Below are 15,902 nucleotides of genomic sequence, written 5' to 3' on the forward strand. Positions count from 1 at the left end.
GAGATTTTTGGTAAAAATAAAAATCATCACTTAAAACTGATTTTCTGAGCAAGTATCATTTATCGATCACCACTCAATACTTTATTGGCAGGGTAACTGATTTGAGACGTTGAGCGTATCACCTGTGACTGTTTACTTGGTAAATCAAACTCCCACGCGACCATGCCTTGATTGTCATTCCAGTTACGCTCAGTCACTGGCGGTGTATGCGTTATGGTCACTTTAAGACTATCGTCGCGGCTAATCGGCTCACTGCCTAATACTTGTAAACGCATAGATCGGTTGTGCTGATTGGTAAATTGATAAGCTTGTGTTTTAGTCAAGGTTTGCGTGCGATTAAACGCGCCTTTATCACCCTGCTTATCTTCATCCGCTATCTGCTTTACGATGGTATTAGAATCAATACCAAAGCCGATACCTTGCTCTTTGAGCGCTTGGTAACTATAACGTGCTTGCCCGACATAATTATCATCACGGTATAACTGTAGCGAACCATCTACCCAAGCTGGTGTCAAGAATGGTGCGGATGCATACCAATAGCCAGCTGTCTCCACACTCGGTGTACTACGAATCCATAGCTTGCTGCTGCCCGACTGCTCATCAATGACCGTCCTTACACGCCTGCCATCGCTTGGAATACTAATACGCTGCGGCAAGCGGTATTCAGTAATACCGTTTTTATTCTGACTGCTCACGGTAAAGCTTGGCAACGGTGCCATGTTGGGTGTCGATGCATCGCCATAGCTGTCCCTTGCCGAAACAATAACCACTGGAGCCGCTTCCATCATAGGCGGCGCATAACGGCTTAACTTAGCTTGTTCTTCTTCATATAATGACAAACGCTCTACATGGGGTAATTGGCTGGTGGTGGTTTGATTGGGATTGACAGAGCTTAGCATCAAAGGAACATTGAGCCAGTTTTCTCCTGTCTGCTGGGCAATAACTGCAGAGGCAATTATATTCAATTGCTTGGTTTCAGTACTCAGCCTTGCTTGATACGTCGGCTCCCAGCCCGCGCCGCGTACTTGATAGTGCAGTTTCACACTACTTGGGACTCGACTGGCAGTGCGTACACTCACTTGAGTCACACCATTTTGAGTGGAAGTCGCACTGCCCACCATTAGCTGGTTGAGCGCATCTTGCGCACGGGCTTGGCGCTGCTGAATTTCTAGTATCCGCTTATTGATACTGACCGCTTGCGTTTCCAAATCTCGTGCATTATTGGCAAGCGTGCCATCTGTACTGATTTGCGTAACCTTGGTTAGATTTTGCAAGTAAGCTTTTGCTAAGCGTGCCGCTTCTAACTCAGCATTAATGACCGCTAAACTTTCCTGCTGTGTCTGCACTCTGTCCTCACCTTGATACTGACATTGCGCTGCTTGCTCATCGCTTAAAGTCTCGATACTGACTTCACCAACATTGACGCCATTTGCTGCTTGTACGCTCACACTGTCTTTATCGATATAAGGGGACAGACAAGAAAAAATCAGCGTCTGCTCACCGCTACCATTGATTGGTAACGCACGAGTTACGCTTGCTAAGCCCTGATAAACGGTCACTTGCTCAATATTACTGTTCGCTGCCTGAGCAGGTGTCAAACCTAAAGCCACGAAGCTAAATAAACTCAGCGGCGTCAACTCTTTTTTAGAGGATAAAAACTTAGGTAATATTGCCACTTTTGATAACTTAGCTTGCATAATCATTCCTTAAAAATACGGTTAATCCATTAATACAGTGCATTAGCGCAAGCCCACATTATCTAACGCTTCATAAAATAAAACGACGCAATATTTCTTGTGATACTTATCTTCAGAAATTTTTTTATATCTTAGCGGTTTTCTGGCTTTCTTTCTAGATGTTACCCGTAGCAGATAAGTTGTTACCGTGAGATTAGCCTCACCGTAATTTGGTATGCCTAACTGGCTATTTTTGCTATTATGAGCGACATCTTATTACCAATATTATGACACCCTTATGATGATTCATCCTCAGTACGATCCTGTCGCCTTGGCACTTGGGCCTGTCGAAGTCCATTGGTATGGCCTGATGTATCTGCTGGCATTTGCCGCAGCTTACGGTTTGGCTTGGTATCGCAGCACCAAGCGTGAGGGCTGGACGACAGATATGGTCTCGGACTTAGTATTCTTTGGAGCACTTGGCGTTATTTTAGGCGGCCGTGTCGGCTATGTGTTGTTCTATCAATTTAGCGAGCTGCTACAAAACCCTACCTACCTGTTCAAAGTCTGGGAAGGCGGTATGTCATTCCATGGCGGCTTGATTGGTGTCATGCTGGGGATGCTGTATTTTGCTCGCAAATATAAAAAGACACCGTTTCAAGTGCTTGATTTTATCGTCCCTTGTGTACCAACGGGTTTGCTGTTTGGTCGTATCGGTAATTACATCAATGGTGAGTTATGGGGCCGTGTTTCTGACGGCGGCTATAACTGGCTCACATATTTCCCTCAGGCAGCTAGCTTTGATATGCAGCAACTACAAACCAACCCTGCGCTGCAAGATGTTATGACTGAGGTCAATGGTCAGTACTTATTGCCCCGTCACCCGTCACAACTGTACGAAGCCTTTGCTGAAGGTTTGCTATTGTTTTTATTCCTTTGGTGGTACTCATCAAAACCCCGTCCACGTATGGCAGTGACTGGTGTCTTTATGTTGGGTTATGGCTTTAGCCGCTTTATCATTGAGTTCTTCCGTCAGCCAGACGTTGACCAAGGATTCATATTGTTAGGTTGGATGACCAAAGGACAGATGTTAAGTGCGCCAATGATTATTATTGGCCTGTTCTTGATTGGTTACGCTTACAAGCGCGGCATCTACGATTGGGGTAAGCAGTCGGCTTATTAAGCACTAATTCACATCAAGTAGCCTGTTAAAAAACAATATAACTATGCGTTTTAATAGCGTAGAAGAGCAATTTTATGACCATGAGCAACTCCATTATTAGTAACAACAAGCAGAGTAAAAACGAGCAAGCCTATCTAGATTTGCTGCGTCTTGTCCTCACTGAAGGCACTGAAAAAGGCGATCGTACTGGCACTGGTACGCTGAGCCACTTTGGCGCGCAGCTACGTTTTAATTTAGCTGATGGTTTTCCCTTATTAACCACCAAAAAAGTCCACTTTAAATCTATCATTTATGAGCTATTTTGGTTTTTAAGTGGCAGTACACATGTTGATTATCTGCAAGCCAATGGCGTACGCATTTGGAATGAGTGGTCAACGGCTGAACAGACAGCGCGCTTTAATCGCCCTGCTGGTGATTTAGGGCCTGTCTATGGTCATCAATGGCGCAATTATGGCGCAAGCCAGCGTGAAGATGGAAGCTACAATAATGATGGTGTCGATCAAATCACCCAAGTCATTGAGCAAATAAAGACCAATCCTAATTCAAGACGTTTGATTGTATCTGGCTGGAATCCCGGTGAAGCAGATCAAGTTGCGCTGCCGCCTTGCCATACTCTATTTCAGTTCTTTGTGGCAGACAATAAACTGTCGTGCCAGCTCTATCAGCGTTCAGCAGATTTATTTTTAGGTGTGCCATTTAACATTGCCAGTTATGCTTTGCTTACCCATATGGTCGCTCAAGTATGCGGATTAGAAGTGGGCGAATTTATCTGGACGGGTGGTGATTGTCATATCTATCAAAACCACCGCGAGCAAGTTGAATTACAGTTGACGCGGTCGCTATATACGCTGCCAACGCTGACGCTCAACCCTGATGTGAATGATATTTTTGCTTTCAAATACGAAGACATTAGCGTTGATGGTTACGAGTCGCATCCTGCGATTAAGGCAAAGGTTGCGGTCTAGCGTTTGTCTGATTGAGAGTTTTAAATAAATGCAGCAAATGCAAGTAGCATGTTAAAGACAATAAAAAGGATACGTTATGAGTTATGCCCACACCGAAGTTGCCCAAATCGCAGCTATCAGTAGCAACCGCTGTATCGGCAAAGATAATGAGCTGCCGTGGCATATCTCAGCAGATTTGCAGCATTTTAAAAGCATGACAACCAAACAAAATGATGGTGCGATTCAAGGTATCGTCATTATGGGTCGTAAGACCTTTGAATCCATGGGCAGCAAGCCTTTGCCAAAACGTGTGAGCTTCATCATCAGCAGCCAGCTAGATTATGCCGAACAAAAAGGTTTGGTCGGCAAAAGCAATGCTCATGTGGTGCATAATTTAGATGATGCATTAACGCAAGCAGCAAGTCTGGCACATGGTGCGCATCTTGATACGATTTGGGTGATTGGTGGCGAGCGCGTCTTTAGCGACGCCTTGATGTATACCGACCGTATTGAGCTGACTCACGTCGATACTGAAATCACTGATGGTGATGCGTTTTATCCTGAATTGCCAAATGAGTTTGCAATCGCAGAAGAATCTGAGCAAATGCACGATGAAAAAAGCGCGCTAGATTTTAAATTTGTGACTTATAGAAGAAAAACTGATGAACAGTAGTGCAGTTTCAAACAGAACCTAAAAAGAGGCTGTCCTAGATAACTCTAAGACAGCCTCTTTTTATTTTCAAACGTTATTATCAGAAACCTAAATTTGGCGAACATTGCCTAAATTATTCATGCAATACTTTATAAACTGTTTTTGCGAGTACTGGTCCAATCCCCTGCACGCCTGCCAATTCCTGCTGCGATGCGCCAAGCAATTGCTGCATGCCGCCAAAATGATTGAGTAAATCACGGCGGCGCTTTTCACCCAATCCAGGGATAACCTCTAACACTGATGAAGAACGACGCTTGTCACGCTTTTTACGGTGGGCAGTGATGGCAAAACGATGTGCCTCATCGCGAATATGCATCAGTAAATGCAGCGCCTTGCTATCCATCGGTAAATCTAACGGCTCATGATCGATAAAGTGCAACACTTCAAGCCCAGCCTTACGCCCCTCGCCTTTTGCCACGCTAATCAGCAAGGTATCACCAAGAATACCTAGCTCGGTCAATACTTCTTTGGCAATACCAAGCTGCCCTTTACCGCCATCAATCAGCAACAAATCAGGCAACGGCTGCTTCTTATAACGGCGTGTCAGTACTTGTTTCATTGCGGCATAATCATCACCACCGACAATGTCATGAATGGCATACTGACGATAATCACGCCGACGCGAGCCACCTTGGTCAAATACCACACAACTCCCAATAGTCGCCTCACCCATCGTATGAGATATATCAAAACACTCAATCCGATCAATGGTGCGCTCAGTAACATCTGCCAACACATCCTTCAAGGCACCAAAACGCGCGTGCAACTCTAAATAATCACCCAGCTTGGTTTTTAATGCATTATTGGTATTGAGTTTGGCTAAATCTAGCCACTCTGCACGATGTTCACGTACATTGGTTTTGATGACGACCTTACTACCGAAATGGGTCGCCAACGCCTCACTCACTGCCACCTGATCAGGTAGCTCATGACTTAAGATAATTTCTGCGGGTAAATCATCAGTTACCTGAAAATAAAAAGAAGTAATAAAGGCAGATAAATTATCAGCGAGTGGTTCACTGCTATCAACATCAGGGAAGTAGTTTTTACCACCCAATACACGACCACCACGTACGGTCAGGACGTTTACACAGGTCATGCCTGCCTGACTAGCAATAGCAATCACATCCGCCTCACCTTGTACGGTATAAACAGCTTGCTTGGCTTGTACTTCACGTAGCATAGACAACTGATCACGATAAAATACCGCTTTTTCAAAGTCTAATTCTTCAGCAGAAGCTTCCATCTTTTCAATCAAAGCGCTGTGAATGTCGCTAGAGTCACCTTTTAGGAAACGAATGGTATTGTTGACGTCTTCTGCATATTCTTCTGGCGATACCAAGCCCACGCAAGGCGCACGGCAGCGCTTAATCTGATACTCAAGACAAGGACGCTTACGTTGCTTAAAAAAGGTATTGGTACATTGGCGCATTTGAAACATTTTTTGCATCAAAACTAATGTCTCTTTAGCCGCATGAGCGGAAGGAAAAGGCCCAAAGAACCGACCTTTTTGGTGATTGCCTTTACCACGCCCATAAGCCAATCTTGGATAAGGTTTGTCCGCTGAAATAAACACATAAAGGTAAGATTTGTCATCACGCAATAGCACGTTATAAGGCGGGCGGTACTCTTTAATCAGATTTTGCTCGAGCAATAATGCTTCGGTCTCACTACGGGTAATAATGGTTTCAATATTATGAATCCGCGCGACCAATGCTCGTGTCTTTGGATGGTCAATGGTTTTAGCAAAGTAGCTGTTCACACGGCTTTTAAGTGATTTAGCCTTACCGACATATAAGATATCACCATTTTTACCCAGCATTTTATATACCCCAGGCAAATTTGGCAGGCGCTGAATTAAATGCTTAAGACGGGCTTTCTTGTCATCGATAGGAGTCGCTTCTGAGACATTGACCATAGAATTTATTGCTCTCAAGATACTGATATACAGCTATTTATGGGGCGATATTGGGCATTTTGCAAGCATATTATAGGTTTAACGATAGCTACTTAATAACAACTATTTAATAGCATACAAAAAAGCCAGCACCGAGGCTGACTTTTTAGAGATGCACAGCGTACTATTAATGACGGAAGTTTGCCATCAATGCTGGAATACCTGGCAACATACCAACAATAGCCATCACGCCAGTCAGTACCACAAACATAATACCAGGTATGATCCAGCGGCTCATTTTAGTCAAATTAGCACTGCGCTCTTTTGAGCCAATTAGACCCAAATTATCAAGCAATAGCGTGAGTGACCAACCAAAGGCTGGGTTCACCAACGCAGATGCAAACACCACAATAGCAGCAGACTGCGTGGTTTTACCTTCGCGCGTCATCTCCATGCCAGCCTCTAATAGTGGTATAAACACCCCAACGATCAATGCCACGCACATTACTGGTTGCCAGATAGCCAAATCCATTGGATAGCCCCAAACACCTGCGATAATACAAAATAAGGCCGTCAATAAAGCACCAGCAGGAATCGGACGTTTAGCAATCGCCGCAGGAACAATATAAGTACCCCAAGATGACGCAAAATTGGCACCGCCCAATACGGAGCCAACTACCTGACGAAATGAAGCGCTAGTCATCGTATCATCGATGTCCATGAGCACTTTTTCAGTACGCTTGGGATAGCTGATTTTTTGGAATACCTGATGACCTAAGAAATCTGGTGACCACATTGCCACGGCCAAAATAGCAAACGGCAATACCACAATGAAGCTTTCAATCGTCGGTAGCCCTAACATCCAACCTGTGTTCTCACCCCACCAATACATTGGATTCATATGCGGTAGACCTGGTGCCGTTTTGAACGCAAAAGGTGCGCCCAATGCAAAGGCGAGACCACCGCCTAACACGCAGCTGAGCGGAACCGCAAGCCAGCGTTTCTGCCAATGCTCAAGCAATGCATATAGCAGAATGGTTGCCAAAATAATAAAAAAGGCAATGTGCGACATGCCAATTCCTTCTGCCCAAGCAAAGAGGTTTTTGACCTGTGAAGTGGTACCGATAAACCCTAAGTAAATCAAGAGGCCACCGCACACGCCTTTACTGGTTAAATTGGCCAGTAAACTGCCCCCTTTACTAATTGCCAATAATAATCCAAAGGCACCGATGAGCAGACCAAAGGCCATCGGGTGACCACCAGCAGCAACAACGATAGGAATGAGCGGGATTAGTGGGCCATGAGTACCCGCAAGGTTGGCGGTCGGTAGCAAAAAGCCTGAGAATAAAATGACAAAAAACGAAACAATCAATAACTCATAACGGACGTTTTCTAAAATAAACGCATCACCCAAACCGAGTGGCCCTGCAAAGGTCGCCGCAATAGCACCCACCATAACGACTTTACCGATGGTCGCGGCCATCGCTGGAATAGTATCTTCGTACTCAAAACGGTAATCACGAAATGGTAGGTTAGGACGCCAGCGTTTTGGCTGCATGATTTGTAATTCATGATTTAGATAAGCGTCACGACTGTCAAAGCTTGCGCTTGGTTTGTGCAAATCAAGGTAGCTACCTGATGGTTCGCTGTCGTAATTGGATGGATTTGATGACTGCTGATTAGACCCTGAAGAAGGGATCTGAGTGTTACTCATCACATTTCCTTATGTCGACTGAGGCGTTGGTTGACTGACAATATATTGGTTAGACCCTATGTAAAACAAAGCGGTCATTAAAAATTGCAAGCCATTGTATGACATGAGAACTCGAAATGCGAACTTAGAATCACTCAAAAAGTCCATACACTATTATAATATATAAATTAAAGTTTCCATTTAATGCAAAATTGAACTTAATAGAAAACCATGAGGAAAAAACACACTTAATATAAACTTTAAATTAGAATAAATGACCTTTTTCTTAATAATTATCTGTATCTAGATATTTGTTATCACATAACTAAATATCAAAGATAGTTATAATAAATAGTTTATTATAACTTTTAAGTAACTATAGAAAATCCATGTCAGTTACGCTTTAAGCCTAGCGGTTTTGATATTTTTTACTTATGATAAATGCCCTTTAATGACTGCTCTTTGATAGAAGTACACTAAAAAATTTAACTCAAACGGTATCACTAAAAAAATCTAGAAGAAGCAACAGGACGAATTTATGAGCTTACTACCCACCAATTTTGAGACGCTAAAACGCAGAGCCAAGCAAAGCATCATGCCATTATTGACACCGCACCTACTTAAGCTGCGTATCAACACTTATGCACCGTATGTGGGTGCTGGTATCAAAATCGATCATCTCAATCTCGATCAAGGTTTGTGCGTGGTAAGTATGGGGCTAAATACGCTGAACAAAAATATCGTGGGTACTCAATTTGGTGGCAGCTTGTACTCGATGGTGGACCCATTTTATATGATAATGCTAATGCATCAATTGGGTAGCAGTTACGTGGTCTGGGACAAAAGCTCGCATATTGAATTTGTTGCACCTGGTCATAGTAAAGTCACTGCGCGCCTAAAAATTCCTAGCAATGAAATCACCACGATTCAGGAGTTAGCGAAAGAAGGTAAGCCAGTATTTCGAGAATACCAAGCAGATATCGTTGATGATCAACAAAAAGTTATCGCCACTGTCACTAAGACGCTCTATATCCGCTTGCGCAAACACAGTAAATCAAAAAATCAGAGCAATCGTATGGATACGCCCGATGCTTAGTTACCAGTTAAGTGACTGAGTATAATTTTTATAAATCCTACATACAAAAACCCCAATCTAGCATTCGCATAGATTGGGGTTCTGTCTTTTTTGGTATGGCCCGCTTATTTATATGATAAACCTATGAATAAGGGCTTGTATCTACTTTTGCTTGACTACCAAACCACTTAACAAGTGACGTGGCAAGTTTAAGCATATGCTTAAACTTATGCTTTAGCGACAGTTTTCTTTGGAGCAGCTGCACGCGGAGCAAGCTTTTCGCGGATACGTGCTGATTTACCAGAGCGCTCACGTAAGTAGTATAGTTTCGCACGGCGAACAGCACCACGACGTTTCACTTCAATGCTATCGATAATTGGTGAATGCAATTGGAATGCACGCTCAACGCCAACACCGCTTGAGATTTTACGTACGGTAAACGCTGAGTTTAGACCGCGGTTACGCTTAGCAATTACAACGCCTTCAAAAGCCTGTAAACGCTCACGCTCACCTTCACGTACTTTTACTTGAACCACAACGGTATCGCCGGGTGCAAAGCTTGGGCGCTCAAGCAATTGAGCGTTTTCGATGACCTGAACCAATGGATGCTTGTTGCTCATGAGAGTTATCTCCTCACATTAGATAATAGAGGCTTAACGCATATCACCTGTTTGTAATAATTAATCGTATCTCTTTATAGTGAGACACAACGTAAATGGGTTATAACCAACGGCCACTATGCGATGACTCGTTTTATTATTGCTCAAAATTCTGTTGCTTAACTGTTTACCTTTTTAATCGCTATCAAGGTTATTTCTTATCGGCTTTTGCCAGTGCCTTTAGCCACTTTGCCTGCTCTATCGTTGGCGTGAACGCTTGCCATAAGTCTGGACGACGCGTTTGCGTACGACTGACTTGCTGACTAAAGCGCCACTTGGCGATATTGGCATGGTGACCTGATAATAACACCTCAGGAACTGCCATACCCGCAAACTCATGCGGCTTGGTATAGTGTGGACAATCAAGCAAGCCATCGACGAACGAGTCTTGCTCAGCTGACTTGTCATCACCCATAATATCAGGCAAACGACGTATCACACTATCCATCAGCACCATTGCTGGTAGCTCACCACCGGTAAGTACGTAATCACCAAGCGATATTTCCATGTCGACATATTGCGACAGTAAGCGCTCATCAATGCCTTCGTAACGACCACATAATATAATCATGCCGTCATACTCAGTCATATCGACCACACTACTTTCACTCAGCGTCTGTCCTTGTGGCGACATATAAATCACCGGACAGTGCGCTTTGTCGACACGGCAGCCGTGCTGACTCGCTCGCAGGCGCGCATCCTCAATCGCTTGGGATAATGGCTCAGCCATCATCACCATGCCAGGACCGCCACCATACGGACGTTCATCAATACGGCGATAATTATCACTGGTAAAATCACGCGGATTAATGCATTCAATCGTCACTTGTTTCTGAGTGACTGCTCGACCCGTGATTCCAAACTCACGAATCGTGGCAAACATCTCAGGAAAAATACTAATAACGGCAAAATACATCTGATGTCTACTTGCACAATGGCTAATAATGGTTAAATAAATCGGTATGACTATCAACGACACTTAACAATGAAGCCAGGCCTTATATCAATAATCACTCGGCCATGCCACAAGCACTGTTTTTTCAGTCATCTTGACCTGAACTACAGTTTGCTTATGCCATGGAATCAGACGCTCTTCTTTATCTAAGCTGTCTGAGGTTGCCTTAACCCGCATGATAGCGTGGGCACCGGTCTCAAACATCTCAATAATGTCGCCTAGATACTCATCCTGCTCATTAATAACGCGCAGACTGACCAAATCCGACCAATAATATTCGTCTTCAGCTGTTTCAGGCAAAACGTTTTGTTCGACCCAAACGGTAACCCCGTTCATGGTCTCAGCAACATTACGATCAGGAACTTGCTCAAATTGAGCCACAATTCCTGTTCCTTGCTCACGCCAAGCTTTCACAGTCAAAGGTTTCATGCCAGTGGCAGTTTTCATCCACCATGGCTGCATGTCGAATATCGCCGTACGATCATCTGTGTCACTAAATACCCAAAGCCAACCTTTAATACCATAAGGCTTTTTAAGCTGACCAATTTTCATAAGGGCACTAGCGTTTGGAACAGATGACATAACGGCTAACCTAACAATGATTAAAACAGCGATTGTAAATATATTTCAATCAAAAGCGATGAACGCAATCAAAAGCTATAAACAGTTAATGGCGTACCTAGTTAGACCAGTTACGCTATGTTTTTTACTAAAGTCTATTGAGACTGCCTATAGACGAGCTATCAGCGTCTCAGTGACCACAAAACTTAAGCAGTTGCTTCAGTTTGCGCGATAGACTTGTTAAAAGCTTTTGCCAATGAAGCAACGCGATCTGAAGGTTGTGCACCTTTTGCGATCCACGCATTGTACGCTTCCATATTTAGGCGTACTGCTTCTTCAGACTCTTTAGCGAGTGGGTTAAAAAAGCCGATGTTTTCAATATAGCGACCGTCACGCGCGCGGCGTTGATCAGCAACAACTACTTGATAAAATGGGCGTTTCTTGGCACCGCCCCGTGCTAAACGAATAACAACCATGTGAATTCTCTCTTTCGCAGGTATACCAAAAAGGGCATAATTATATCACAGTCTTGATTTATTGAAAACATAAACTGTGCTTATTTAATTATTTATTAACAATAGCTTAAATGCCCGTCGATGTAAAATAAAATTGATCATAGCCACTGGTTTTTAACTGAGGATACCGACTCTACATCATGTTCAAATTGCTCAGTGCTATATTACTCAGTACTATATTGGTGCAAATTTGAGTATTCAATTGTTGCCTACTGTTTTAAAGCCATCCGTGTCATTCATTGATTATGCTACTCTATAAGATGATCAGCGAGTGAATGACGCCATTGCCTACCCAATCGCTAAAGAATAATGAACCTCATGCTGCTCATAAATATGACACGTTATTTTTGAACGAAATTTAAAGGCACTACCTTTATACTAAATTTAATAAAACATCTTTCAATATGTTGGATTCATATGACCCCACCAAAATCGCAACCTCGTCGCAAAGGGCGGTTCACTCGCTCTTACTCCAACACTTGGCTGACAACCTTGATGGTCTCTTTCATTGTTCTTATCAGTGTTAGCTTGTCGATCCTGTTTTTTTGGCGCAGTCTTTATTTACCCGAGCTTAAAAACCATGCGCGTTACTTGACGAGCGAGCTACAGTTGATGAATAGTGTGAACAAAGACTGGAAAAATCGCCCTGAAGTACGCCAATGGATTTATCAACACTCGCATGTCGTGGTAGTGAATAACCCTAATGACTTTCCAGAAGTGTCTGACAAGGCCTTTGTCGGTGTCTTCACCGATGTATTACAACGCGAAATCGGTGCGCAATTGGGTCGACCTGTCGAGGTGTATTTTAAATTTAAACCGACACCGCAGCTTTGGGTGCAAGACAGCCGTGATGACAGTTTTTGGATTCGTGAACCGGTGGTTTATTATTCACAATATAGTCCAGGGTTGTTGGTGCTGTTCCTCATTGGATTGCCTATTTTATCGCTGCTGACCATTATTTTATTAGCGCGGCAATTAAATCGTCCGCTACGATATTTACAGCGTGCCGCAACCAATTATATTCGCTTGGGTCATGCCACCACGTTGCCAACACAAAAAGGACCTACGGAGATACGTCAGGTCAACATGGCATTCAACCGTTTATTCACGACGTTAAATCAAGCACAAAAAGAGCGTACGATTATGCTCGCTGGTATCTCGCATGATCTGCGAACGCCTTTGACTCGTATGCGTTTGACTGCTGAAATGCTACCTGACGATTTTTTCCGAGAAGGATTAATTTACGATATTGAAGACATGGATGCCATTCTAGAGCAGTTTATCTCGTTCATGAAAGATGGCTCCGATGAGCCAGTCAGCCTGACCAATTTGGATACCATCTTTAATGAGATCATGGTGCAATTTGCGCCAATGGAGTTCATCTACCAATCGGAGTGTCACAAAGTGGTCCCTGTGCGCCCCATGTCTATCAAACGCCTTGTTATCAATTTGGTCAATAATGCCAAGCGGTATGGCAAACCGCCCATTTACCTGTCAGCGACTGTTGTGCCAACCTTTATGGAAACTGTTGAGGATGAAGATAGCGATGTCGTCAGTGAAAATGTCGTTAATAGAGAAGCACAAGAACAATTGCTAATATGTGTACGTGACTGTGGTGATGGGGTTGCAGAAGATCAGTTAGAACGTATTATGCAGCCTTTTGAACGTGGAGAAACAGCGCGTACCACCCAAGGCAGTGGTTTAGGTCTAGCGATTGTAGACCGTATCGCCAGATTGCATCATGGTACGGTCGAAGCCATTAACCATCCCGACGGTGGTCTACAAGTATGCGTGCGTATTCCTCTAATTTCCAAGGTTGCTGGAGATACGACTGTCGCGGCCGATACAGAAAAAATGCCTGTCTCTGATAATATGACATGGCGTAAAGAAGATTGATAGCGGCTGAATGGTCCACCACTAAAGCCAACAAATGGTCAAAACAATTCGCTGCGACCATTTGGGTTTATAACACCTAGTCTCTCGTTCCAATGATGGGTGGAATATGTTTGGCACTATTCGTAAACGCTAATGGCTGAGTAATATTTTCTTGCGCTGCTATTAGCGTTTGTGTCGTCGATGGCTGCTGCAAGAATAAATAATAACCCAACGTTATTGCATTTAACACCACCAAGCCACCAAATAAATATGGCATCCCTTGCCCTCCTTTACCTTTAGGTTACTTTTAAAAAACCACTTCAAACCATTACCAATAATAAATTAGTCGATGATTCTACCTAGGGTGTATCCTCATTTTAAAAATGAGCAAATTTATCTGTCACACACTGCTTAATTTATACGGCTGTTTTTATATTAAAAAATAACGGCAATCTTGTGCAGGGGCATCAGTTACCGTCAAAATCACGCTCGCCTTTTTCTTGAGTCAGTTCATCAGCAGCCAAAATTTGTGTCAGTGGTTTGATAGGCCACGTCATGACGAATCGTGCCCCACCAAGCTCTCGGCTCTCATCTACTTTCATACTACCATTAAACCAAAAGGCAATGCGCGATACAATAGACAAGCCTAAACCATAGCCACCTGAGGCTCGCGTGCGACTGTCATCTAAGCGTGAAAATGGAATAAATACTTTTTCGCGATCTGCTTCTGGAATACCATGACCATCATCCTCAACACTAACAAAAGCATTGCCTTTTTTGACGCCAGCACTAATAATGATTGTGGTCTCTGCATAACGCAAGGCGTTGCCCGCAAGGTTCTGAATCACACGGTGTAAATAACGTCTATCTGCGACAGCGGTTACTTTAGCATTCGGGAGCTTTGTCACTATTTTGATAGGCTTACCTAGGGCATTGGTTTCACGCTCAATCTGCTCCAGTAACTCTCTAAGATTGACTGGTTCTAAATCCAGCTTTGGTGAACCCTCTTCTAGTTTAGCATAAGTCAAAATCTCATCAATCAAACCATTAAGCGCCTCGATATCTTCATCAATAAAATCACGCTGCATAAAACGCGAGTCTTCGTCATCCGTATCCGCCAGCATATCAACCGCAAAACGAATGCGAGCCACCGGTGTGCGAAGCTCATGTGACACCGCTCGCGTTAATTCTCGCTGAGACTCAATGAGGCGTTTGATATGAGCAGTCATGGCATTAAAAGTCGCGGCTAAGCGGGCAATTTCATCCTGCCCAATTACTTGAACTTGACTTTCAAGATTGCCTTTACTCACTTCATTGACACCGACCTGAATCAACTGCAGCTTACGCTCAAGTGGGAAAATCAGTGCATACACGCCTAAGCTGATTAAAAACATACTGATAAGAATCATACTAATAATCAGATTAAGCGGAAACCAATTGAATAATGGCACAGGACCAATCAATATCGCCATGTCATTGATTTCAGAAGGCACTATCACCCTAATGGCCGAATTACTTTTGCTGCTATTCGTATCTTGTAAGGAAATAACCACTTCATCACGGCGTAATCGTGCAAGCTGATCGCTATCCAAATTCAGCGTATTAACAGCTTTAAACTCTAACGGAAAGGAAAACTCTTTTTCCAGTTCAGCCAAACGAGCACGCTTGTCAGATAACGTCATATAGTAAGACAAATCGTCCAATAAAAACACAGCGATTGCCCGTACTTGCTGTTCGGTCACTTCCGATATTCTGGCAGTCAAAACGCTTTGATTGTCCGGTAGACGATAATAAACATCGGCATAGACAGGTTGTTCGACATAACGAACGACCGTATTGCCATTTTCAAAACGTCGCAGTTCACTGGCATTAAAGTCCACTTCATCAATAGGTAAAACTCTGAATTCTGAGCCAAATAAACTACTGGCATCAGACAACCAATATTCACGCTGCTCTTCACTTTCCTGATGAGCAATGCCTTCACTCACCAGATGAAAAGCCCCCGTTGCCATGTTTTCACGGTAGGATTGGACGCGCTCTTTATTGATGGTCTCCATCAACAGTTGAGCAAACAATGCCACACACAAACAGACTATGAGTAGCCCAGCATAAATACGAACAAAGATACTGTGTTTTAAAGAAGAGACTAATGACATA

The 15,902-nt window shown here is 43.5% G+C and carries 14 protein-coding genes; 5 read left to right on the forward strand and 9 right to left on the reverse strand.

All coding sequences use genetic code 11. The features are described 5' to 3' along the window. Positions 1 to 59 precede the first annotated feature (59 nt). On the reverse strand, positions 60 to 1,697 hold the full coding sequence (locus JMX93_RS12145) for a DUF4139 domain-containing protein (protein WP_499204865.1): 1,638 nt from the start codon (positions 1,695 to 1,697) through the stop codon (positions 60 to 62). Between the two features lie 277 nt (positions 1,698 to 1,974). On the opposite strand from JMX93_RS12145, the gene lgt reads away from it, so the two are divergent. The 3 genes from lgt to JMX93_RS12160 all read left to right on the forward strand — a co-directional run bounded on the left by lgt (position 1,975) and on the right by JMX93_RS12160 (position 4,476). Continuing rightward, a complete protein-coding gene (lgt, locus tag JMX93_RS12150; RefSeq protein ID WP_499204866.1) occupies positions 1,975 to 2,859 on the forward strand; it encodes a prolipoprotein diacylglyceryl transferase in 885 nt (294 codons plus the stop codon). Between the two features lie 74 nt (positions 2,860 to 2,933). Further along, positions 2,934 to 3,824: a thymidylate synthase gene (locus tag JMX93_RS12155; protein ID WP_499204867.1), complete on the forward strand. Its 891-nt coding sequence runs from the start codon at positions 2,934 to 2,936 to the stop codon at positions 3,822 to 3,824. 76 nt (positions 3,825 to 3,900) lie between these two features. Then, positions 3,901 to 4,476 (forward strand): dihydrofolate reductase, encoded by a 576-nt coding sequence (locus JMX93_RS12160; protein WP_499204868.1) that lies wholly within the window; start codon positions 3,901 to 3,903, stop codon positions 4,474 to 4,476. A gap of 112 nt (positions 4,477 to 4,588) precedes the next feature. Here the strand turns inward: JMX93_RS12160 and uvrC are convergent, their stop codons facing one another. Beyond that, positions 4,589 to 6,433 (reverse strand): excinuclease ABC subunit UvrC, encoded by a 1,845-nt coding sequence (uvrC, locus tag JMX93_RS12165; protein ID WP_499204869.1) that lies wholly within the window; start codon positions 6,431 to 6,433, stop codon positions 4,589 to 4,591. Between the two features lie 166 nt (positions 6,434 to 6,599). Beyond that, a complete protein-coding gene (locus JMX93_RS12170; RefSeq protein WP_496191756.1) occupies positions 6,600 to 8,126 on the reverse strand; it encodes a DUF3360 family protein in 1,527 nt (508 codons plus the stop codon). Positions 8,127 to 8,643: 517 nt separating this feature from the next. Here JMX93_RS12170 and JMX93_RS12175 point away from each other — a divergent pair. Then, positions 8,644 to 9,201 (forward strand): DUF4442 domain-containing protein, encoded by a 558-nt coding sequence (locus tag JMX93_RS12175; RefSeq protein WP_443215501.1) that lies wholly within the window; start codon positions 8,644 to 8,646, stop codon positions 9,199 to 9,201. A 206-nt stretch (positions 9,202 to 9,407) separates the two neighbouring features. On the opposite strand, the gene rplS is transcribed toward JMX93_RS12175, so the two are convergent. The 4 genes from rplS to rpsP all read right to left on the reverse strand — a co-directional run bounded on the left by rplS (position 9,408) and on the right by rpsP (position 11,831). Beyond that, positions 9,408 to 9,800 carry a 50S ribosomal protein L19 gene (gene rplS, locus JMX93_RS12180; RefSeq protein WP_193011420.1) on the reverse strand — a complete coding sequence of 131 codons (393 nt, stop codon included), beginning with the start codon at positions 9,798 to 9,800 and terminating at the stop codon, positions 9,408 to 9,410. A gap of 190 nt (positions 9,801 to 9,990) precedes the next feature. Further along, positions 9,991 to 10,755 (reverse strand): tRNA (guanosine(37)-N1)-methyltransferase TrmD, encoded by a 765-nt coding sequence (gene trmD, locus JMX93_RS12185; RefSeq protein WP_499204870.1) that lies wholly within the window; start codon positions 10,753 to 10,755, stop codon positions 9,991 to 9,993. Positions 10,756 to 10,842: 87 nt separating this feature from the next. Next, positions 10,843 to 11,376 carry a ribosome maturation factor RimM gene (gene rimM / locus JMX93_RS12190; RefSeq protein ID WP_193011422.1) on the reverse strand — a complete coding sequence of 178 codons (534 nt, stop codon included), beginning with the start codon at positions 11,374 to 11,376 and terminating at the stop codon, positions 10,843 to 10,845. Positions 11,377 to 11,561: 185 nt separating this feature from the next. Further along, entirely contained in the window at positions 11,562 to 11,831 is a 270-nt protein-coding gene (gene rpsP / locus JMX93_RS12195; protein ID WP_193011423.1) for a 30S ribosomal protein S16, read from the reverse strand. Positions 11,832 to 12,287: 456 nt separating this feature from the next. Between rpsP and JMX93_RS12200 the strand changes: the two genes are divergently transcribed. After that, a complete protein-coding gene (locus JMX93_RS12200; RefSeq protein ID WP_499204871.1) occupies positions 12,288 to 13,766 on the forward strand; it encodes an ATP-binding protein in 1,479 nt (492 codons plus the stop codon). A gap of 76 nt (positions 13,767 to 13,842) precedes the next feature. On the opposite strand, the gene JMX93_RS12205 is transcribed toward JMX93_RS12200, so the two are convergent. Continuing rightward, a complete protein-coding gene (locus JMX93_RS12205) occupies positions 13,843 to 14,022 on the reverse strand; it encodes a hypothetical protein (RefSeq protein ID WP_193011425.1) in 180 nt (59 codons plus the stop codon). 190 nt (positions 14,023 to 14,212) lie between these two features. Beyond that, positions 14,213 to 15,901 (reverse strand): ATP-binding protein, encoded by a 1,689-nt coding sequence (locus JMX93_RS12210; RefSeq protein WP_499204872.1) that lies wholly within the window; start codon positions 15,899 to 15,901, stop codon positions 14,213 to 14,215. Position 15,902 lies beyond the last annotated feature (1 nt).

The organism is Psychrobacter muriicola 2pS (genome assembly GCF_904846535.1).
Classification (GTDB): domain Bacteria; phylum Pseudomonadota; class Gammaproteobacteria; order Pseudomonadales; family Moraxellaceae; genus Psychrobacter; species Psychrobacter aquimaris.